Origin of the sequence: Providencia sp. PROV205 (genome assembly GCF_028479505.1) — a bacterium.
Lineage (GTDB): Bacteria > Pseudomonadota > Gammaproteobacteria > Enterobacterales > Enterobacteriaceae > Providencia > Providencia huaxiensis.
This window is the reverse complement of sequence record NZ_JAMPNU010000037.1, coordinates 15,673-37,769: the sequence shown is the minus strand read 5'-3', so window position 1 is coordinate 37,769 and position 22,097 is coordinate 15,673. Positions and strand designations below refer to the sequence as shown.

The window sequence follows — 22,097 nt, the reverse complement described above, 5'->3', positions numbered from 1 at the left end:
ACCTTACGCTGTAGGGTTTAGAGAAACTTTCGTCATACCTCACGTTGTCACAGGGTTGGCTTCGTCTTTTCGCCCGATTGAGATAAAAATAAGGGCCGCAAATCATTGCAGCCCTTATTTATAGAATTTTTAACGGATTATGCGTCGATATTGTCATCTTCAACGAAACCGTCGTTCTCATAAGGTGTTAATGGCTCTTCAGAAAGGATAATACCGGTGTTATCGGCATAGAGGTAATCACCAGAGAAGAAGGTGACTCCACCAAAGTTGACTCGGATATCACTTTCCCCAATACCTTCATCAGGGCAACCAGCAGGCATCGCAGCAATGGCTTGAATACCGAGATCAAGCTCCATCAGTGCATCAACTTGACGGACTGCACCATAAACCACAATACCTTCCCAGTGGTTATCAACGGCTAGCCTTGCAATTTCAGCATCAATGAGTGCCTTACGGACAGAACCGCCGCCATCAATCAGTAGAATACGGCCAGAACCATCCTCTTCCAGCAAATCATACACTAGGCCGTTATCTTCAAAACACTTAACCGTAATGATTTGACCGCCAAATGAAGTACGTCCACCAAAGTTGGAGAAAAGGGGTTCTACCACGTTAACGCTTTCTTGGTATATATCGCAGAGTTCGGAAGTATCATATTTCATAGGAGTTAGGTCTTTTTTGCTGCAAGAGGTAACCAGTATATCCCTTTTGAACCGTACTTGGCAAAGCTACCCGCCTAAAAATAGGCGGAAAAAGTCAAAAAAACGACAAATAGTGATTATTATTTGCTCATCACAACGCCGATAGAGAATAAAACGTTAGTCACGAGCGCGGCTTTTACCATATTTTCCAGTAAAGGACGCATACCTTCTGGCGTAGGGTCACTCAGAACACGGCGTAAATGATTCATTAACATCGGTACGGCAAGTAAAAATAACCAACCGCTCCATCCGTGCAAATAAATTAGATTAAAAAAGGCCAAACATAAAATAGCCGTAACTATAATAATAGTGTGGTAAATGCGAGCGCCTTGGGGGCCTAAGCGCACCGCTAAGGTGTTTTTGCCTGCTTTAATATCATTTTCGATATCACGCATATTATTGATATTCAATACCGCGACAGAGAGCAACCCACAGGCCGTTGCGGGCAGGACAGTGATGATATTAAAACTATTAGCCTGTAAATAATAAGTCCCAATAACACTTAGCCAGCCAAAGAAGATCAAGACAGAAATATCCCCTAGCCCTAGGTATCCATACGGTTTCTTGCCAACGGTATAGGTAATGGCAGCTAAGATAGCAATAAGCCCTAATGCGACGAAACCAATGGCATCCTCTGGTTTTTCACAGGCGACAATAATTAAGAGTAAGCCAGAAAGGCAGGCTGCTGTAATATTTAGCTTGAGCGCCTTTTTCATATCTGCTTGCGTGATAACGCCTTTTTGCATGCCGCGTAATGGACCAATACGTTCAGCCGTATCAGAGCCTTTGACCGCATCACCATAGTCATTCGCAAGGTTTGATAAAATCTGTAATAACCCCGCGGTGATAAGTGCTAATAAAGCGACGGGCCATTTAAAATTATTCGTTAAATAAGCGAGTGCAGAGCCTGTCACAATCGCAATCACCCCTAATGGTAGGGTTTTAGGGCGGAGACTTTCAATCCAAGCTTGTTTACGACTTATTGTTGTGGATGTCGACTGCATGCAGTTACCTATAATTCAAACTCTTTAGAGACGTGTTCTTGATAGTTTAATAACCCATCATATAGATGAATACCTTAGTATTTTCAATGCAATGGGCAGAATATTTCATAGAAAAAAGTGCAGCGATAAAAGCTGCACTTTAGTCGATGTATATTAAGGATACATGAAAACCAGATAATTAATAAGATTATAAAATAAATCTACTTAAGTCTTCATCTGCCACCAGCTCATCTAAGTGCTGTTTGACATAGTCTGCATCGATTTGGATAGTTTGCCCGTTACGGTCACTGGCATCGAAAGAAATATCTTCCATTAAGCGTTCAAGCACCGTGTGCAAGCGACGAGCACCAATATTTTCGGTTGACTCATTCACTTGCCATGCTGATTCTGCAATTTTACGAATACCGTCAGTTGTGAATTCAATATTCACGCCTTCTGTTGCCATTAACGCTTTATATTGTTCAGTTAATGAAGCGTTTGGTTCCGTCAAAATTCGTACAAAATCTTCAGTGGTCAGCGCTTGTAGCTCAACACGAATTGGTAGACGACCTTGGAGCTCAGGGATCAAGTCTGATGGGCTCGAAACTTGGAATGCACCTGAAGCAATAAACAGAATGTGGTCAGTTTTGACCATCCCGTGTTTAGTAGAAATGGTACAGCCTTCGATTAATGGCAGTAAATCACGTTGAACCCCTTCACGGGATACGTCTGGACCTGAACTTTGTCCGCCACGTTTACAAATTTTGTCGAACTCATCGATGAAAACAATACCATTTTGTTCAACGGCTTCAATCGCTTGCTCTTTCAGTTCTTCAGGGTTGACTAATTTAGCCGCTTCTTCTTCAACGAGCAGTTTGAATGCCTCTTTGATTTTCATCTTACGAGGTTTTTGTTTTTGGCCTGCTAAGTTTTGGAACATGGATTGTAACTGGTTTGTCATCTCTTCCATGCCCGGAGGCGCCATAATTTCAACGCCCATAGGGGAGGCCGCAACTTCGATTTCAATTTCTTTATCGTCTAATTGGCCTTCACGTAATTTTTTACGGAATGCTTGGCGAGCTGGGGAATGCTCATCCGTTGGCTCAGACTGCCCCCAGTTATTTTTTGCTGGTGGGATAAGCACATCTAAAATACGCTCTTCAGCCATTTCTTCAGCACGATAGCGGTTTTTCTCGATAGACTGCAAACGCACCATTTTAACGGCTGAATCAGTTAAATCGCGAATGATGGAGTCAACTTCTTTACCTACATAGCCGACTTCAGTAAATTTGGTCGCTTCGACTTTGATAAATGGCGCATTGGCTAATTTCGCAAGGCGGCGAGCAATTTCAGTTTTACCCACCCCTGTTGGCCCAATCATCAAAATATTTTTTGGTGTGACTTCGTGACGTAATACTTCGTTTAACTGCATACGGCGCCAGCGGTTACGCAGAGCAATCGCAACAGAACGTTTGGCTTTATTTTGGCCAATAATATGATTGTCGAGTTCGCTGACAATTTCGCGTGGAGTCATTTCGGACATACTAAATCCTTATGATTTTGAAGAAATTTCTTCAAAGTTGACGTTATGGTTGGTGTAAATACAGATATCACCCGCAATAGCGAGCGCTTTTTCAGCGATTTCTTTAGCGCTTAAGTCTGTATTTTCTAACAAAGCACGTGCGGCTGATTGCGCATATGGGCCACCGGAGCCAATAGCAATCAAGTCGTTTTCCGGTTGAACTACATCACCATTACCTGTAATGATCAGTGAAGTGTGTTCATCAGCGACAGCTAATAAGGCTTCTAATTTACGAAGCATGCGGTCAGTACGCCAATCTTTAGCAAGTTCAACGGCTGCTTTGGTTAAATGGCCCTGATGAAGTTCGAGTTTGCGCTCGAACAGTTCAAATAATGTGAATGCGTCTGCGGTGCCACCGGCAAATCCGGCAATGACTTTGTCGTTGTATAAACGGCGAACTTTGCGGACATTGCCTTTCATGACGGTATTACCCATCGTCGCCTGTCCATCACCACCAATTACGACCTGGCCATTACGGCGAACACTTACGATTGTTGTCATGAGTTAGCCCCTGGTTTTATTACAAAAAAGAATGCGGTTGAATGTGATTTTCAAAAGATTAAATTCAAGTGATAGTTGTTTAATTAACTATCACTTGAACTAGGTTGAAGACACAAAGTACCGCTCATGAGTACATTAAAACAGTACATGGGGGGGGCGCTGAGGTTTTTCAACCCCCAGACGCACGAAGAATACAACCAGAAACACCTGCACTTGCTGCGCGGTCACGCATTTTTTCGGCAGTGGACTTGGAATAAGGGCCTAAAACAATACGGTGCCAACCACCACCTGCACTTACACGGCTTTCAATACCTGAAAATGCCAGAGTGGCTTGTACAGACCCGGCTTGTTCAGCTGTACGGAATGAACCACATTGAACAATCATGTTTTGCAAACTGTTAGCCGGTTTAGTACTTGGTGCTGTTTGTGGTTGAGCTGCTGGCGCGGTTGGTTGAGCCTCAAGCTTCGGAGGGATATTAGCCGCCGGTTTACGTTGCACTGGCTCGATAGGTTGGGCTGGCTCATTGATGAGCACTTGTGAGCGTGGCACCGGTTTACCATTCGAGGGAACTTCTTGTAAATTGGTCACAGGTTGACGTCGATCAGAATCGATTTGTTCTAATAGCTGGCGCTGCTCAGGTGTTAAATCTGATGGGCGCACAATATTATTACCTGTGCTTGGTTGTTGAATATTTGGCGTATCCACACCACGACGTTCGAGCTCTTTAATATAGCGCCAACGCTCTTCAGGTTTTGGTGGAAGCGTACTTCCCGGTGTTGTTGGTGTGACAACTTGGGGTTGCGGCGTGTCCTTTTTATTTTGGGTGATGTAAAACAGGCCGCCAACAAATAGCACGACAATCGCGACAGCGACAACCAATGTTGTCATTGGTAGTCCTTGTGCTTTCTTGGATTTACCTTTGCTTTTTTTACGGGCGGATGAGCGCCCTCGAGCTACATAATCTTTTTGTGCCACGCTATTAATTCACTAGTTATCAATTGTTCGTCGTCATTTGGCTTAACATGTTACTTAACCTGAGCAACTTTGACTAGCTTTTAGGCGCTTTTGTGCTCTCTCTGATGATTAAATCAGAATCTAGGAGACGTGAGCCCGGGTTAACATTGTGTCCATGGATCTGCTCAAGCAGTAATTGCATCGCATGATGACCAATTTCAGCGCGAGGTTGGTTGATAGTCGTTAGGGCTGGTAAGGTGTATTTTGCTTGCTCTAAGTTATCGAAACCAACAAAAGAGAGGTCATCTGGGAGCGTTAAGCCCATTTTTTTCGCTTGCCACATCGCGCCAATCGCCATGATGTCACTATGGCAAAAGATTGCGGTTGGTGGTTCAGGAAGTGACAGTAATGTTTTTACCGCTTCAGCGCCACCTTCATGGGTAAAATCGCCACGAATAATATAATTTTCACGCAATTTTTCGCCTGTACGCAACATGGCTTTTTTATAACCTTCTAAACGGTATTGGCTTAAAGGCATATGGTTGGGGCCTGCAATACAAGCAATCAGTTTATGGCCTTGTTTTTGCAGGTAATGTGTCGCATTAAATGCGGCTGTGAGGTTATCAATATGTACAGTAGGCAGCTTTAGTTCAGGGGCGAATTCATTTGCCATCACAATCGGAGGGAGGTTTTTCTGCTCTTCGGTTGAGATATCGAAGGGAATATTTGAACCCAGTAAGACCATGCCATCAATTTGTTTGGTAATAATGAGATTAATAAAGGCATTTTCTTGTTTTTCTTGGTGTTTGCAGTCCCCAATCAAAACAAAGTAGCCTTCTTGAGCTGCGATTTCTTCAATGCCGCACACGACATCACTAAAGAAAGGGTCACGGATATTAGGAACGAGTACTAGAATTGTTTTTGATTCATTGCGCTTATAGCTTCTAGCAAGGTTATGAGGATAATATCCAACATCCATCACCGCTTGTTCGACTTTTTGGCGTGTTTGCAAAGAAACTTTTTCCGGGTTCATGAGTGTTCTAGACACCGTCGCTGTCGAAACGCCCGCGGCACTAGCAACATCTTTCATTGTTGCCGTGTTATTGTGTTTTTTACTTTCCACAACGCCTTCCTTAGATTGATTTAATCGTTTGCTTTTTTTGAATGGCGCAAGTACGTCATTATTAGTGGTTATTCTAATTGGTTTCTCAATAATATCTGTTACCTAGTTTGCATAAAAAGTGTGACTTGCGTCATTTTTTAGAGCTACTTCGCAAATTTTGAAAATAATTCTAAGGGCAAAAAGATAAATGAAACTCAATGTGTATAAAAAATGCTCAATTTGACTGTTTAGCATTATAGGGTAAATAATTCAAATTTATCAACATACTGCGAAGAAAATATTGGTATGGTTTATAACGTTAAATGGTTAGATAAAATGAATCATTTAGCATGGATAATGAGTTAACAATCCGTCGGGTCAACATCAATGTTCCATTTTACCTTGCGACTTTCTGGCTGTTGAAGTATTTCTGGCAGTCGCTTCGCCATAAACTGCTGTAGATAAAGTCGTGAAGGGTGCTGCAATAGCAATTGCCAGCGGAATCGGCCACCGCGTTTGGCTTGAATCGACGGCGAAGGGCCTAGGATCCACATTTTCGCGTCACTTTGGGGATGTTCAGCAATATATTGCCGCACATTTTGCAGAAATTGGCGTGAATCTTGGTTGTTGTGATCTTCCGAGCGGATCAATATATGGCTGGTATAAGGCGGTAACATCGCGACCCTACGCTCCTCCATCGCTTCTTGAGTAAATGCATTATAACCCTCTTCAAGCAGTGTGAGTAACAGAGGGTGCTCGGGATGGTGGGTTTGTAAGAACACTTCGCCTTGCTTACCGGCTCGCCCCGCTCGACCAGAAACTTGCACGTATAATTGGGCAAACCGTTCAGCTGCACGGAAGTCGCTCGAGAATAATGCCCCATCGACATCTAATAAGGCGACTAAGGTGACATCAGGAAAGTGGTGGCCCTTGGCGAGCATCTGCGTACCAATAAGAATGCGAGCTCCTCCTTCATGCACTTGGTTTAAATGCTGCTCCAGTTCCCCTTTGCGGCTGGTGGTATCACGGTCAATACGGGTAACAGGGGTATCAGGGAATAGTTCACAGATACCTTCCTCAAGTTGCTCAGTTCCCATACCAACAGGCACTAAATGCGTTGAACCACATTGTGGACATTGGCGAGGCACAGGGCGTTGGCTATCACAATGGTGGCAGCGTAATTGATGAAAGTTTTGGTGCAAGGTGTAATAGTGGTCACAACGCTGGCACTCCGCAATCCAACCACATTCATGGCAAATTAATGTCGGAGAATAACCTCGACGATTTAAAAATAAAATCACCTGATTGTTTTGTGCAAGGTGTTCTTTAATATGTTGAATCAATAAATGCGAAAGGCCAAATTTTAACGGCTGGCCTTTTAAGTCAATAAGGTGTTGAGCCGCAGGGCGTGCATTACCGGCACGAATCGTGAGATTTAATTGCCGATATTTATGTTGTTGAACATTGAATAAGGTTTCCAATGAAGGGGTCGCGGTCCCCATGACAATCGGTATATTGTTCTTTTTAGCACGGAAAACAGCTAAATCACGGGCGTGATAACGCCAGCCATCTTGCTGTTTATATGAGCTGTCATGCTCTTCATCAATAATAATAATGCCAAGGTGGGCGAAAGGGGTGAACAGTGCCGAGCGAGTACCAATAATAATGGCATTTTGCCCTTGTTTAGTGCGTAACCAAACAGCTAAACGCTCGCTATCGTTAAGCCCAGAGTGCAAAACATCTACGGGGGCATTGAAGCGCTCACGAAAACGGTTAATGGTTTGTGGGGTTAAGCCAATTTCAGGCACCAAAACTAAAGCTTGCTTACCTTGGGCAAGGACATTTTCCAATACACTCAGATATACTTCCGTCTTACCGGACCCTGTGATCCCTGCGAGCAGCCATGGCGAAAATTGGTCATCTTCAGCACGTATAGCACCGACCGCTGTGGCTTGCTCACTATTAAGGCGCAGCCTTTCACCACAAACTGTAAAGCTTGGTTGCCACTTTTCGCTAGTCGGTTGAACGGGGTGTAAATCAATATAAGCTTTCTTTTTCAGTGCTTGCAGAGCGCTTTCACTGATTTCAAGCTCACTGACTTGATGGCGATAAACGGGTCTACGACGCAAAAGTGCAAGAGCTTGCTGCTGTTTTGGAGAACGTTTTAGTTCATTAAGGTCAATCGCTAAGCCTTCATCCGTTACTTGCCATTGCCAAATAGGGGTAAATTCAGCGGGTTTACCTTGGCGCAATAGTGTGGGTAATGCGTGGAAGAGTACTTCGCCTATTGGGTAATGATAGTATTGAGAAGACCACAGTAAGAGCTGCCAAATATCATCAGGGAAGAGTGTTTGGTGGTCGAGAACCAACTCGATGGCTTTTAATTTATCTTCAGCAAACTCGCTTTTATCGCTGTGCTTTACCACAATACCAAGGGCTTGGCGCTTGCCAAATGGCACCATAACACGGCTGCCAATCACTGGGAGTGGCATGTTATCAGGAAGGCGATAATCAAATGTGCGGTTTAAAGGGACAGGTAAAGCCACCTGAACGACGATCATATCTGGTTTTCCGTCTGTTTTTTATGCGATAATGCGAGCGATTGTTGACTAGAGTACCACAAAATTTACTCGGTTTTCATTGCGCGATAAACAGAATTTCTGTATGATCCGCCGCCTTTGGTATCTATTTTTACCAATATATTAAATTCAATCAACACGACGTGTGGTGTCCGGCGTTAGGGCTGGAATGGCGACACGGCCTTAATAGAGGTTCTCCCATGAAAAAAGGTATTCACCCTAAATACGAAGAAGTTACTGCAACTTGTTCTTGCGGTAATGTAATGAAAATTAATTCAACTGCTGGTCACTCGCTGAACCTGGACGTTTGTGGTAACTGCCACCCGTTCTATACTGGTAAACAGCGTGATGTTGCGACTGGTGGTCGTGTTGATCGCTTCAACCAACGTTTCAGCATCCCAGGTTCTAAAAAATAATCGAACTTGTGAATGCGAAAAAAAAGGGAAACTGAGTTTCCCTTTTTTAATGCCTAAAATAAGCCGTTAGAAACGGTAAACCACGCCAAACATGATGTCATTACTACGTACTTTCACTTTGGACTTGAGCGTTTCGCCATCTGCGTTATAGCTAACATCTGATTTTCCTGCATCTAAGAAACGATAGCTTAAATCTAATGAAAGGTTATCATTAATTGCATATTGTGAACCTAAACCTAAGCTCCAAGCAAAGTTACTGTTGGTTTTCGATTTAGAGAATGCATCGTATTCGCTGCCGCCTGAATTAACTTCGGAGGAGATATATTGCGCTTTATGTTTAATACTTGCTAAACCTAAGCCAACGGAAACATAAGGTGTGAAATTGGTCTGATTTTTGAAATCATAATAAGTATTAATCATAAAGGTATTCAATGTAATATCATTTTTACCGTCTTCGCGAGAGGAATAGTAAGAACTACCATTACTCCAAGATTCATTACTCAAATTATGTTTTGAAGAAGCTTTACCACGTAGAGTAATATCCAATTCAGTTCGAAGAGGTAAAGAAGTTGCATCGTACAGGTCATAACCTAATGCGATACCACCACCAAATACGCCTTTGGTTTTGCTGCCACCATTGTCACTGCCATCTTCATCAGACCATTTCTGGTCTGATAATTTAAGAATAGATGTACCTAATTTTCCAGAAACATAAAAACCATTACTAGATGCCATAGCCAGACCACTAAACGTAAGGCTTAAAAGAGAAACTAAAATTACTTTTTTCATTGCTTATTTACCATTTAATAGTTAGTTAAATATCCTTATCTATTATATGGCATAATTTTTAATTGATTTAAGTGGAATTATCAAATTATTGATAAACAAAACAAATTGCTTTTAAAATATTAAATTTGCTAATTAAATAGAACTAAAACACAGAAAAGCACAAAAAGCTAAGTTGTTATCCTGTCAATTTTAACAGTGTTTGATGTTAATGGATTAGGTTTGGCAAAATGAGTAATGGCCTACCTAGTTCTTGTTGAATTTAAACTCATTCATAGGTATCTGGGCGGAAATATAGAGGGGTAACTACGCCGCAAGGCTTGCGACGTAGTCAAAACTTTTAGGCACGTAATGGCGACTAATTGGGATTAGTATTCCCACGTTTCAGGGTCGATACCTAATTCACGCATAATTTCTTTTGCAGCTTCAGGGATCTCGTCATTACGCTCTTTACGCAAATCTTCATCATTTGGCAGTGGTTGGCCTGTGAATGCATGTAAAAAAGCTTCACACAGGAGTTCACTGTTAGTGGCATGGCGTAAGTTGTTAATCTGACGACGAGTCCGCTCATCAGTTAAAATTTTCAGTACTTTTAATGGGATAGATACTGTGATTTTTTTAACTTGCTCACTCTTTTTGCCATGTTCAGCATACGGACTGACATACTCACCATTCCATTCAGCCATGGGATACCTTGGATATTTTCAGTAATAATTAAAAATAATATGCACATTCTTTTTAATAGAAACTTAATCTAAGCTTTCAAGGATGAAGAACTGCATACAAACGTGACGACACTTCACTTAGTTTATCACAATATTTTTTGTGAAATTAGTAAGTTAAGCTGATTTGTGTGATTGACTATCAATTTACACATCATAATTAAGGTTGATTATTCCATTAGTTGATATAAACGTAAAGAGGTTTAGACGTCTAGATATATTGACGTCCAAACATCCGATGGGTATGATTTAGCCTATCACTGTTCAGGAGAAGCGTTTATGACTTACAAGCCGTCAACTATCGCAATTCATAATGGATTAAATGAAGACCAACAATTTGGTTGCGTAGTGCCTCCCATTTATTTATCCAGTACCTATAATTTTACTGATTTTAATGAACCGAGAGCTCATGATTATTCACGTCGTGGAAACCCAGGGCGTGATATTGTGCAAAAAACATTGGCACAACTTGAGGGGGGTAGTGGTTCGGTAATGACTAACAGTGGGATGTCTGCGCTTCACCTGTTATGTACCGTTTTTCTGCAACCGGGGGATTTACTCGTTGCGCCACATGACTGTTACGGCGGAAGCTACCGGTTATTTAATAGCCAAAGCCAGCGTGGGGCGTATCAGGTGCAATTTGTCGACCAAAGTGATGAATCTGCATTGCAGGCTGCATTAGCGAAAAAGCCCAAATTAGTGTTAATCGAAACACCAAGTAACCCGCTATTAAGAATTTTTGATATACAGCATATTGCACAGTTGGCTCATGATGTAGGTGCATTAGTCGTTGTAGATAATACTTTTTTAAGCCCAATTTTGCAGCAGCCTCTTTCACTCGGTGCAGATTTTGTAGTGCATTCATGCACTAAATACCTGAATGGCCATTCTGATATCGTTGCAGGGGTGGTGATTGCGAAAGAAGAAAAGTGGGTAACAGAGCTTGCTTGGTGGGCGAATAATATTGGTGTTACTGGGGGCGCTTTTGATAGCTATCTACTATTGAGAGGTATTCGGACATTATCTCCACGTGTATTACAGCAGCAGCAAAATGCACAAGAGATCGTAAAATATCTTAAATCACAGCCTTTAGTGAAAAAATTGTATTATCCTGCATTAGAAGATCACCCCGGGCACGAAATAGCAGTAAAACAACAAAAAGGCTTTGGAGCGATGCTGAGTTTTGAATTTGCAGGTGATGAGTCACAACTTCGCCATTTTCTTCGCTCACTCAGCTTGTTTACATTAGCGGAGTCATTAGGTGGTGTGGAAACATTGATTTCCCATACCGCGACAATGACGCATGCAGGTATGTCAGCAGAAGCCCGTGCGCAAGCGGGGATCACAGATAGCTTGCTAAGAATTTCAGTGGGAATTGAAGACTCTCAGGATTTAATCACAGACTTAGACCACGCATTTAAGGTTGCGGCACAACGTTAGCGGAGTTTTTTGATGAGTGTACTAACAGCGGTTGAGGTGGCTCCTTGCCACCGCCAGTTACATAAGTTTGGGGGCAGCAGTTTAGCCGATGCGAAGTGCTATCAACGCGTTGCAACAATTATGGCAAACTATAGCCAACCCGGTGATTTAATGGTGGTTTCTGCCGCGGGTAGTACAACCAATCAGTTGATTAATTGGTTGAAATTAAGCCAAAGTGACCGTATTTCAGCTCATCAAGCTCAACAGTCATTACGCTGTTATCAACTTGATTTAATTGAATCTCTTTTACCCGAACAGAAAGCCATAGAATTAAGCCAACTATTTATTCACGATTTAGAGCGTTTAAGTGCATTGTTGGATCAACCCACAAATGATGCGACTTATGCAGAATTGGTCGGCCATGGTGAAATTTGGTCTGCGCGTCTCATGGCTGAAGTGCTTGCACAGGCAGGTATGATGAGCGCTTGGTTAGATGCACGCTTATTTTTACGCGCCGAACGCGCGGCACAACCACAGGTTGATGAAATCCAATCACGTTATTTATTGCAACAGCAGCTAACTCAGTTACCGAACAGGCGTATTGTCGTGACAGGCTTTATTTCGCGTAATCAGCAAGGTGAAACCGTACTGCTTGGGCGTAATGGAAGTGACTATTCTGCAACACAAGTCGGCGCGTTGGCTGATGTAGAAAAAGTCACGATTTGGAGTGATGTCGCTGGGGTATATAGCGCGGACCCTCGCAAGGTGAAAGATGCCTGTTTGTTACCCTTACTGCGCCTAGATGAAGCCAGTGAATTAGCACGTTTGGCGGCACCTGTTTTACACACACGCACTTTACAGCCTGTTTCCGTGAGTAATATTGATTTGCAATTAAGGTGTAGCTATCAACCTGAACAAGGTTCAACAAAAATTGAGCGGGTACTTGCGTCAGGTGCAGGAGCAAAAATTGTCACTAGCCATGATGATGTGTGCTTAATTGAATTGCGCATCGCGACAGGGCGTGACTTTAAACAAATTTGCAAAGATGTGGACTTATTACTTAAACGAGCTCAATTACGTCCTTTGGCTCGCGGTATTCATCATGACCGTTCTTTACTGCAATTATGTTATACCTCCGAAATTGTCGAGAGTGCTTTAAATGCTCTTGAAGAAGCCGGTTTACCGGGGTCATTATCATTACGCGAAGGTTTTTCTCTGGTGGCATTAGTCGGTGCGGGGGTGTGTAAAAAACCGCTACATAGCCACCGTTTTTATGAGGAACTGAAAGGGCAACCTGTTGAATTTATTTGGCATTCAGAGGATGCGATTAGTTTAGTGGCGGTATTGCGCTCAAACCAAACAGAGCACCTAATTCAAGGGATGCACCAGAGCTTATTTCGTGCAGAAAAACGCATTGGTTTAGTGTTATTTGGTAAAGGAAATATTGGTGCGCGTTGGCTAGAGCTTTTTGACGCGGAACAACACAAAATTTCGGCACGTAGTGACTTTGATTTTGTCTTAGCAGGCGTAGTAGATAGCCGCCGTAGCTTACTGAATTACCAAGGGATTGACCCAAGTCGTGCACTAGCTTTCTTTGATGAAGAAGCTGTAGAGCATGAGGATGATAACCTATTTTTATGGATGCGTTCCCACCCTTATGATGATCTCGTGGTGTTAGACGTCACGGCAAGTGAAACACTGGCAAATAATTATGTTGATTTTGCGAGTTATGGCTTTCATGTGATCAGTGCAAATAAAATTGCGGGTGCAGCGCAAACGGTACAATATCGTCAAATCCGCGATGCATTTTCAAAAACAGGTCGTCATTGGTTATATAACGCGACAGTAGGGGCTGGGTTACCGATTAACTATACGGTTAGGGATTTAAAAGAAAGCGGTGATTCTATCCTGAGTATCAGTGGTATTTTTTCGGGAACGCTATCATGGCTATTTTTACAGTTTGACGGCTCCATTCCATTTAGTGAGCTAGTAGAGCAAGCTTGGCAGCAAGGGTTAACTGAGCCAGACCCACGTATTGACCTATCAGGGCAAGATGTTATGCGGAAATTAATTATTTTAGCCCGTGAAGCGGGTTATGACATTGAGCCGGATGATGTGAGGGTTGAATCTTTAGTACCAAAACAAGCACAGACGGGCTCTTTGGATGAGTTTTTTGAAAACAGTGCTGTCATTAACGAACAAATGCAGCAGCGCTTAGAAGCTGCGCAAGAGCTCGGGTTAGTGCTACGCTATGTAGCGCGGTTTGATGCGGTAAAAGGCAAGGCAAAAGTGGGCGTGGAAGCCGTGAAACCGGAACATCCTCTGGCTTCATTATTACCGGGTGACAATGTGTTTGCTATCGAAAGCCGTTGGTATCGAGACAACCCATTAGTGATCCGTGGCCCTGGCGCAGGACGAGATGTGACTGCGGGCGCTATTCAATCCGATCTCAATCGACTCTCTCAACTTTTATAATCATTTTCCAATCGTATTGGTGTTCCCTATGGCATAGGGGGCATCAATGCGTCATGAAAATTTTTAATTTATCCTTTCATTTTCTGTTTTTTATTCTGACGATTTAATTCTTAAACATTATTCATGTCTTAAAAGTGCTGAATCGACGATATATTGCGCTGAAACAATACTTAAATAAGAAAAATTAATAAAAATAAGGCTGTAATTAAATTTCAGAAAAATCCCCCAAAGTCATTTTTTTCTGATATGAATATACACTGAAGGGTAAATTTAGCGGCCTGCATCACAAAACGACAACTCTAACGCAGCCGACTGAAATTTAGTTACAGGAAACAGGTAGCAGTCTGTTAACCGTGAACCGTGCGGGAATGCATTCTGCCAGAAGCACAAGGTCAGGAGTCTCATGAATCAGCAATATTCCGCAATGCGCAGTAATGTCAGTATGCTGGGTAAGCTACTCGGCGATACCATCAAGGAAGCCTTAGGTGAGGACATACTCGACAAAGTTGAGTCCATTCGTAAGCTTTCCAAATCTTCTCGTGCAGGTAATGAAGTTCAGCGCCAAAAGCTGCTGATGACATTACAAAATCTCTCTAATGATGAATTGCTACCCGTTGCAAGGGCATTTAACCAATTCTTAAACCTGACAAATGTCGCGGAGCAATACCACAGTATTTCGCCTCATGGTGAAGCCGCAAGTAACCCAGTCGCATTAAAAAATCTGTTTGGCCGACTAAAAGGCAAAAACTTCACTGATGGCGATATCCAAAAAGCGGTTGAACAGCTTTCAATTGAGCTGGTTTTAACGGCTCACCCAACAGAAATTGCTCGTCGTACATTGATCCATAAATTGGTTGAGGTAAATAACTGTTTATCACAACTTGACCATGATGATATTGCGGATTACGAACGCAATAACATCATGCGTCGCTTACGCCAATTGGTGGCGCAATCATGGCACACCGATGAGATCCGTAAAATTCGCCCAACACCAATAGATGAGGCGAAATGGGGCTTTGCCGTTGTTGAAAACTCATTATGGGAAGGGGTTCCCGCTTTCTTACGTGAATTTAATGAACAGTTGGAAGACTCAATTGGCGCGGTGTTACCCGTTGAAGCCAATCCGATTCGTTTTACCTCATGGATGGGGGGTGACCGTGACGGTAACCCGAATGTGACTGCGGATGTGACCCGCCAAGTTCTATTGTTAAGTCGCTGGAAAGCAGCGGACTTATTCCTCAAAGATATTCAAGTATTGGTTTCAGAACTTTCGATGACGGAAGCGACCCCAGAGCTGCGTGCGTTAGCCGGGGGAGATGACGTTGATGAGCCTTATCGCCAAATCGCGAAGAATTTACGTAGCCAACTATTTTCGACGCTAGAGTACTTAGAGCGCCGTGTAAAAGGCGAGCAAGTTTTACCACCGGCAGACTTATTGGTGGATAACGCCCAATTATGGGACCCGCTATACGCGTGTTATCAGTCACTGATTGCCTGCAATATGAAAATTATTGCCAATGGTCAGCTCTTGGATACTTTGCGTCGCATTCGTAGCTTTGGTTTACAGCTGGTACGTATTGATGTGCGCCAAGAAAGCACTCGTCACACAGAAGCCATTGCAGAGCTAACTCAGTATTTAGGGCTGGGTGATTACTCTCAGTGGTCAGAAGAAGAGAAACAGCAGTTCTTACTGGCTGAGTTGCAATCTCTACGTCCACTGATCCCACAAGATTGGCAACCAAGTGCGGAAACTCAGGAAGTATTTGAAACGTGCCGAGTGATAGCAAAAGCCAAAAATGATTCTGTCGCGGCATATGTGATTTCAATGGCGAAAGTCCCATCAGATGTGTTGGCGGTTAAATTACTGCTGAAAGAGAATGGCGCGTCAGTTCGCTTACCCGTCGCGCCATTATTCGAAACACTGGAAGATTTAAATAATGCTGAAAGTGTGATGACAAAGCTTTTAAGCATTGAATGGTATCGCGACCTTATCGATGATCGCCAAATGGTGATGATTGGTTACTCGGACTCAGCAAAAGACGCAGGGGTAATGGCGGCTTCATGGGCGCAGTATCGCGCACAAGATGCATTGATTAAGTTGTGCGAAAAAGAAGGCGTGACATTGACGCTATTCCACGGACGTGGCGGCACAATTGGTCGTGGTGGTGCGCCAGCACATTCGGCATTATTATCTCAGCCCCCGGGAAGTCTAAAAGGCGGTTTGCGTGTGACTGAGCAAGGGGAAATGATCCGTTTCAAGTTTGGTTTACCACAAGTGACCATCAGTAGCTTGGCGTTATACGCCAGTGCAATATTAGAAGCGAACCTATTACCACCACCAGAGCCTAAAAATGAGTGGAAGTCGGTGATGGATTCGTTATCTGATGTTTCTTGCGCGATGTACCGTGATTATGTACGTGAACAACCGGATTTTGTCCCTTATTTCCGTGCTGCGACGCCAGAATTAGAGCTTGGCAAGTTACCGCTTGGGTCACGTCCTGCTAAACGTCGTCCAACGGGGGGCGTTGAAACCTTGCGTGCTATTCCATGGATTTTTGCATGGACACAAAACCGCTTAATGTTACCCGCATGGTTAGGGGCAGGAGCAGCGTTAAAACATGTCATTGAGAAAGAAGGCAAACAAGCCATTCTTGATGAAATGTGGCAGCAGTGGCCATTCTTTAATACGCGTATTGCGATGTTAGAAATGGTTTATGCAAAAGCGGACTTATGGCTGGCGGAATATTACGATCACCGCTTGGTAGAAGAGCGCTTATGGCCATTGGGGCAAAAATTGCGTGACCAGTTGTCTGAGGATATTAAAAGCGTATTGGCGGTTTCGAAAGACGAAGCGCTAATGGCGGATTTACCTTGGATAGCGGAATCTATCGCATTACGTAATGTTTATACTGACCCATTAAACGTCTTACAAGCAGAGCTTTTACACCGTTCCCGCCAACAAGAGCATTCAGACCCTCGTGTTGAACAAGCACTGATGGTGACGATAGCCGGCGTGGCAGCAGGAATGCGTAATACGGGTTAGTTTTCTTCATTTGAAAGTAATTAAATAATTTAAGGGCTGCCATTTGGCAGCCCTTATCATTTTACAAATCAATGTGAGCTAGATGAGCTATCATCTGACTTATCATGATGGATCAAGTGATATGCAGAACGAGCTCGAGGGTGAATAAAGAAATGGTTAGTTGGCGCATTATGCGTTTTGATATGCACCATAGAGACATTAGTTTTCTTACCTTGTTTGTTATGGAAAGCATAAATAACAAAGGGCAGTAAGAAAATAATCACAAAGCTAACCGCAAGTAACGTCACATAGGTGGTATTACTCGCACCATTCGGTAAAGAACTCGGTGGGAAGAATGAAATCACAAAGGCTAAAATAGAAACAATTAGGCCGACTAACGCAATGAGAACTTTAATGCCTTTACCCCCCGGTATATTAAAGACACGTTTTTTCTCGGGTTGTTTGCAAACTAACTGCATATAACCTAAAAATAGCATGAAATAGCTACATAAATAGATAACTACCGTTAAGGATAGAGCAATAAGGAATGACATATTACCACCGCCCCCAGTATTGGTGAGGACGATAATCGCTACTGTTGTGATCAGCAACTGGGAAATCACCAGTGTTACCGGTACGCCATTTTTATTCACTTTGGCAAAGCTTTGCGGCAGAATACCTTTCTGTGCCGCGACATACATACCGCGGGATGGCCCAACAATCCAAGAAGCAATCTCAGCCAGTACGCCAAGTAATAATAATGCAGCAATAATCCTTACGGCCCATTCAAGGGATGAATTAAAGTGTGTGACAAGCACATTGAATGTCTGTACCACGCCAGCAGATAAATTAATTTCACTGTTTGGGATCACGGCTGCCACCGATAACCCACCAATTGAGCTTAAACAGATTGCCGCTATCATGAGTAAAAACATGGCTGCGGGGTAATCTCGACCGGGGTTTTTCATCTCATTGACGTGAGTTGCTGAAGCTTCAACACCCATATAGCTCAAAATAAAGGCGACAAATACCACGAGTGTGCCAATTTTGGTGAAATCAGGAATAAAGGTTTCGGTACTAATTTCAATGGCCAATGGAGAGCCGCTGACTAAATAACTGATTGCCAAAAAGACCAAAATCAGCGCTGGAAGTAAGATACCCGCAAAGAAACCGACTTTCGCAATCGTTGCCGTATATTTGGTTCCACCAAACTGAGTGAAAGCCAATACCCAAAGAATAACAAGTGCCCCTACCGTTTTGGTGATTGGGTCTGTATTAAGTTCTGGCCAATTTAAAATATAAGATAGAGCCCCTAAGACGAAATACAGCATAGGAATAAAGCCAATCGCTATTTGTAAATAGCCAAATGAAATGGCGGCAAATCCCCAACGTTCGCCTAATGTATTTGAAACCCATGCAAATACACCACCTTCCTCCCAACCTTCTACGGTTGCCATTTCTGCGGCACACAATGCGACAGGAATAAACCACAATAATCCTCCTAATAGCAGGAAAAATACGAGGCTAAAGCCAGATGTTGCAAATGTTGGGTATTCATAAACGGCCATCACCATTGATGCAGTAATGGCAAAAAAGCCAAGTAGTGTCAGTTGCTTTGTGGCTGGAGCTGTCGTTGTTGCCATACGAGTTCTCCTCAAATCGATAAACAATCTGCCTTTGCAGGGCGGATCTCAGTAGGAGCCAAAGAACCTAAGGCTCTTTGGCTCGTTAACAACACAATCATGAATAAAAGAATTAACTGTGATTAAAGCCGCCGCCTTCTTCTTCCGTTAGCGGGTTATTGACGGGGTGCTTATCGAAATACTCTAATGTACGTTTGAAGTCATCAATGAGTAATGCGGCTAAATCTAAACTGACGCCATGACGCACTAGAATACGTTGAATAACAAGATCTTCACGGTTTGCTGGCATTGAATAGGCAGGAACTTGCCAGCCGCGACTACGCAGTTTGTCTGCGATATCATAGAGGGAATATTTGCTGGTGGTTGTGCCTTCTTTCAGTTTCCATGCTAGTGCAGGGATACCCGTTTGGCTATTACCATCAAAAATCATTTCAAATGGCCCTAATTTTTCAATTTCACGGCTGAGGTATTGTGCGGTTGCATAGCAAGCGTTGTGGATTTTTGCATAGCCTTCGCGGCCTAGCCTCAAGAAATTATAATATTGAGCAATGATTTGACCGCCAGGGCGAGAGAAATTCAGTGCGAATGTTGGCATGTTACCGCCTAAATAATTCACATTAAAAATCAATTCTTCGGGAAGGTCTTTGGCTTCACGCCAAACTACCCAGCCAGCGCCTAATGGGGCTAAACCAAATTTATGGCCTGATGCATTAATGGATTTTACCCGTGGTAAGCGGAAGTCCCATTCTAAATCGGGAGCACAAAATGGGGCTAAGAACCCGCCACTCGCACCATCCACATGGATAGGAATATCCAGACCCGTCTCTTTTTGCAGTTTATCGAGCGCATCGTGTACCGCTTTTACGGGCTCATATTGGCAGGTAAATGTCACCCCTAGCGTTGGCACGACACCAATGGTGTTTTCATCGACACGTTTGAGCACTTCTTCCGGTGTCATGATGAGACGGTCACCTTCCAGAGGGATTTCTCTGAGCTCAACATCGAAGTAACGGGCAAATTTGTGCCAACAGATTTGAACTGGGCCACAAATTAAGTTGGGTTTATCGGTTGGTTTCCCTTTAGCAGCCTGTTTTTTACGCCATTGCCATTTTAACGCGAGCCCCCCAAGCATTGCAGCCTCTGAGGACCCGATGGTTGAACAACCAAGGGTATTTTCTGCTTCTGGTGAATTCCATAAGTCCGCTAACATATGTACGCAGCGGTTTTCAATTTCTGCTGTTTGTGGATATTCGTCTTTATCTATCATGTTTTTGTCGATAGATAAGTCCATTAAATCACGAATTTCATCATCCACCCATGTCTGGCAGAATGTTGCTAAGTTTTGGCGTGAATTCCCATCTAACATTAATTCATCGCGTACTGCACTAAATACATTACGTGGTGCTTGTTCTTTCAATGGAAATTTGGTTTTCGGTAACGATTTGGATAATTCTAATGATGCATAGACATCATCTATTCCATTGTATTTTGAATTTAATGCATTATTACTCATGCTTTAATTCCTCAATGACTATGTGGTAATCAAATAGTATTAATCTTGAGCTCAATATTAAATATACGCTGACTTTTGAAAAATTCAAAAGCAATCAAATAAAAAAGATAATTTAATGAAAACTGTCATAATTAGAAAGTCACAGTGGAGTGAATGATGGTTTGTGGTTATTTTGGTTATAGATAATTTCTTGCAAGAGCTGATTGCTTTCATAAAATGATGCTCAGGTTACAAGATTTAACTAAACTATTACATTTTTATGGTTTTTATTTCTGCTAATTTAGCTTTTTTATTATTTTTATTTGATTTTATATGGGTGGAAAATGTGGCGAAAATAAATTAATATTCATCAAAAATGAATATTTCAATAATGTTAACTTATGTAACTTTTATTTAAATTCTAATTTTCATTGTGTTTAAAGTTAATTTGTACCGTTAACCGTTAAATATATTTATTGTGGTGAAATGAATTTGAATATAAAGAGGATAATAACATGAGCTATATTGTGGAAAAGTTTCCCGCGAATTTAATGAGTTTGGATATTACGTTAATATATTTTTCTTAAAGAGACAGGGTCTTTTTTAAACAAGAAATAGAAGATATCTATAAGTATAGAAGACAAGTAGCAAAGGGATGAGACAAAAATAGTTGCCTCATCCTAAGAAATTAAGGCCTAACTCCCAGAGTATGGCAGATGGCATAGGTGAGCTCAGAACGGTTCAATGTATAAAAATGGAAATCTTTCACGCCTTCACGGCTAAGGATTTTAACCATGTCCATGGCGATTGATGCCCCGACAAGGTTGCGGCTCTCAGGGTCGTTATCTAGCCCTTCGTACATTTTACTCATCCATGCCGGAATGCGAACGTTAGTGAGTTTGGCGAAGCGCTCTAATTGACGAAAGTTAGAGACAGGTAAAATCCCCGGCACAATTTCCACATCAATTCCTGTTGCGACGCAGCGGTCACGGAAACGTAAATAGCTTTCAACATCAAAGAAAAACTGGGTGATTGCACGGTTAGCACCTGCATCAATCTTCTTTTTTAAACTAATTAAATCGGCTTGCGCGCTTTTGGCTTCGGGGTGAACTTCAGGATAGGCTGCGACAGAAACATCAAAATCCGCTTCGCCTTTTAACAGCTCGACCAAATCAACGGCATACATATCTGGCTTACGGCTGTTGTCAGGCAAATCACCACGCAATGCAACAATATGGCGAATACCATTATTCCAATAGTCACGAGCAATCTCTTTTAGTTCATCAGAGCTTGCATCAATACAAGTTAGATGAGGAGCTGCAATCAAGCCGGTTTTATCTTTAATATCTTTGATGATGCTGTGCGTTCTATCACGTTCACCGGAATTCGCACCATAAGTCACAGATACAAATTTAGGTTTCAGGTTTTTCAGCCGATCGATGGATTTCCACAGTGTCTGTTCCATCTCTTCACTGCGAGGTGGGAAAAATTCAAATGAAACATTAATCTGGCCATCTAATTCAGCTAAGTTTTGATTTAGCGCTTCGCGCTGATTTGCGTGAAAAAAACTCATACCCTGTAACCTCGCAATTTGCAGACTTACTATTTCTTGTACGTTATTATATCCATTTGTGCGTCTATACGTTTAGACGGCTAAATAGAAATTACCAGATCGGTATCAATAGTCAATACTTAAATTAAATTATGACGCTGAGGTTT

At 42.6% G+C, this 22,097-nt stretch carries 17 protein-coding genes; 4 read left to right on the top strand and 13 right to left on the bottom strand.

The window, feature by feature from the left end; translation table 11 throughout:
- Nucleotides 1-137 precede the first annotated feature (137 nt).
- The 7 genes from rraA to priA all read right to left on the bottom strand — a co-directional run bounded on the left by rraA (nucleotide 138) and on the right by priA (nucleotide 8,385).
- Nucleotides 138-662 carry a ribonuclease E activity regulator RraA gene (gene rraA / locus PR800_RS18510; RefSeq protein WP_166267032.1) on the bottom strand — a complete coding sequence of 175 codons (525 nt, stop codon included), beginning with the start codon at nucleotides 660-662 and terminating at the stop codon, nucleotides 138-140.
- 119 nt (nucleotides 663-781) lie between these two features.
- Nucleotides 782-1,705: a 1,4-dihydroxy-2-naphthoate polyprenyltransferase gene (locus PR800_RS18505; RefSeq protein WP_166267030.1), complete on the bottom strand. Its 924-nt coding sequence runs from the start codon at nucleotides 1,703-1,705 to the stop codon at nucleotides 782-784.
- Nucleotides 1,706-1,892: 187 nt separating this feature from the next.
- Nucleotides 1,893-3,227 (bottom strand): HslU--HslV peptidase ATPase subunit, encoded by a 1,335-nt coding sequence (gene hslU, locus PR800_RS18500; RefSeq protein WP_102140415.1) that lies wholly within the window; start codon nucleotides 3,225-3,227, stop codon nucleotides 1,893-1,895.
- 9 nt (nucleotides 3,228-3,236) lie between these two features.
- Nucleotides 3,237-3,767 (bottom strand): ATP-dependent protease subunit HslV, encoded by a 531-nt coding sequence (gene hslV / locus PR800_RS18495; protein WP_004265304.1) that lies wholly within the window; start codon nucleotides 3,765-3,767, stop codon nucleotides 3,237-3,239.
- Between the two features lie 169 nt (nucleotides 3,768-3,936).
- A complete protein-coding gene (gene ftsN / locus PR800_RS18490; protein ID WP_166267026.1) occupies nucleotides 3,937-4,743 on the bottom strand; it encodes a cell division protein FtsN in 807 nt (268 codons plus the stop codon).
- A gap of 73 nt (nucleotides 4,744-4,816) precedes the next feature.
- On the bottom strand, nucleotides 4,817-5,845 hold the full coding sequence (gene cytR, locus PR800_RS18485) for a DNA-binding transcriptional regulator CytR (protein WP_181489943.1): 1,029 nt from the start codon (nucleotides 5,843-5,845) through the stop codon (nucleotides 4,817-4,819).
- Between the two features lie 341 nt (nucleotides 5,846-6,186).
- Nucleotides 6,187-8,385, bottom strand: coding sequence for a primosomal protein N' (gene priA / locus PR800_RS18480; RefSeq protein WP_210843130.1), 2,199 nt, complete (start codon nucleotides 8,383-8,385; stop codon nucleotides 6,187-6,189).
- A 218-nt stretch (nucleotides 8,386-8,603) separates the two neighbouring features.
- On the opposite strand from priA, the gene rpmE reads away from it, so the two are divergent.
- The gene (rpmE, locus tag PR800_RS18475) at nucleotides 8,604-8,819 is read left to right on the top strand and encodes a 50S ribosomal protein L31 (RefSeq protein ID WP_004265313.1); all 216 of its coding nucleotides are present in this window, start codon (nucleotides 8,604-8,606) and stop codon (nucleotides 8,817-8,819) included.
- 66 nt (nucleotides 8,820-8,885) lie between these two features.
- Here the strand turns inward: rpmE and PR800_RS18470 are convergent, their stop codons facing one another.
- Both PR800_RS18470 and metJ read right to left on the bottom strand, forming a co-directional pair.
- Nucleotides 8,886-9,608: an outer membrane protein gene (locus PR800_RS18470; protein WP_181489942.1), complete on the bottom strand. Its 723-nt coding sequence runs from the start codon at nucleotides 9,606-9,608 to the stop codon at nucleotides 8,886-8,888.
- A gap of 365 nt (nucleotides 9,609-9,973) precedes the next feature.
- Nucleotides 9,974-10,291, bottom strand: coding sequence for a met regulon transcriptional regulator MetJ (gene metJ / locus PR800_RS18465; protein ID WP_004265315.1), 318 nt, complete (start codon nucleotides 10,289-10,291; stop codon nucleotides 9,974-9,976).
- A gap of 315 nt (nucleotides 10,292-10,606) precedes the next feature.
- Between metJ and metB the strand changes: the two genes are divergently transcribed.
- A complete protein-coding gene (gene metB, locus PR800_RS18460) occupies nucleotides 10,607-11,767 on the top strand; it encodes a cystathionine gamma-synthase (RefSeq protein WP_166267018.1) in 1,161 nt (386 codons plus the stop codon).
- A gap of 12 nt (nucleotides 11,768-11,779) precedes the next feature.
- Nucleotides 11,780-14,221, top strand: coding sequence for a bifunctional aspartate kinase/homoserine dehydrogenase II (locus PR800_RS18455; protein ID WP_272531228.1), 2,442 nt, complete (start codon nucleotides 11,780-11,782; stop codon nucleotides 14,219-14,221).
- Between the two features lie 270 nt (nucleotides 14,222-14,491).
- Here the strand turns inward: PR800_RS18455 and PR800_RS18450 are convergent, their stop codons facing one another.
- The gene (locus PR800_RS18450; RefSeq protein WP_272531227.1) at nucleotides 14,492-14,626 is read right to left on the bottom strand and encodes a hypothetical protein; all 135 of its coding nucleotides are present in this window, start codon (nucleotides 14,624-14,626) and stop codon (nucleotides 14,492-14,494) included.
- Here PR800_RS18450 and ppc point away from each other — a divergent pair.
- Nucleotides 14,625-17,264, top strand: coding sequence for a phosphoenolpyruvate carboxylase (ppc, locus tag PR800_RS18445; protein ID WP_166267014.1), 2,640 nt, complete (start codon nucleotides 14,625-14,627; stop codon nucleotides 17,262-17,264). The two genes, PR800_RS18450 and ppc, sit on opposite strands and share 2 nt — an antisense overlap.
- A gap of 68 nt (nucleotides 17,265-17,332) precedes the next feature.
- Here ppc and gadC read toward each other — a convergent pair whose 3' ends face one another.
- The 3 genes from gadC to metF all read right to left on the bottom strand — a co-directional run bounded on the left by gadC (nucleotide 17,333) and on the right by metF (nucleotide 21,951).
- Complete coding sequence (gene gadC / locus PR800_RS18440) at nucleotides 17,333-18,886, bottom strand: glutamate:gamma-aminobutyrate antiporter (protein ID WP_272531226.1); 1,554 nt, start codon at nucleotides 18,884-18,886, stop codon at nucleotides 17,333-17,335.
- 112 nt (nucleotides 18,887-18,998) lie between these two features.
- The gene (locus PR800_RS18435) at nucleotides 18,999-20,399 is read right to left on the bottom strand and encodes a glutamate decarboxylase (RefSeq protein WP_102140406.1); all 1,401 of its coding nucleotides are present in this window, start codon (nucleotides 20,397-20,399) and stop codon (nucleotides 18,999-19,001) included.
- Between the two features lie 667 nt (nucleotides 20,400-21,066).
- Entirely contained in the window at nucleotides 21,067-21,951 is an 885-nt protein-coding gene (metF, locus tag PR800_RS18430; protein WP_166267012.1) for a methylenetetrahydrofolate reductase, read from the bottom strand.
- Between the last annotated feature and the right edge of the window lie 146 nt (nucleotides 21,952-22,097).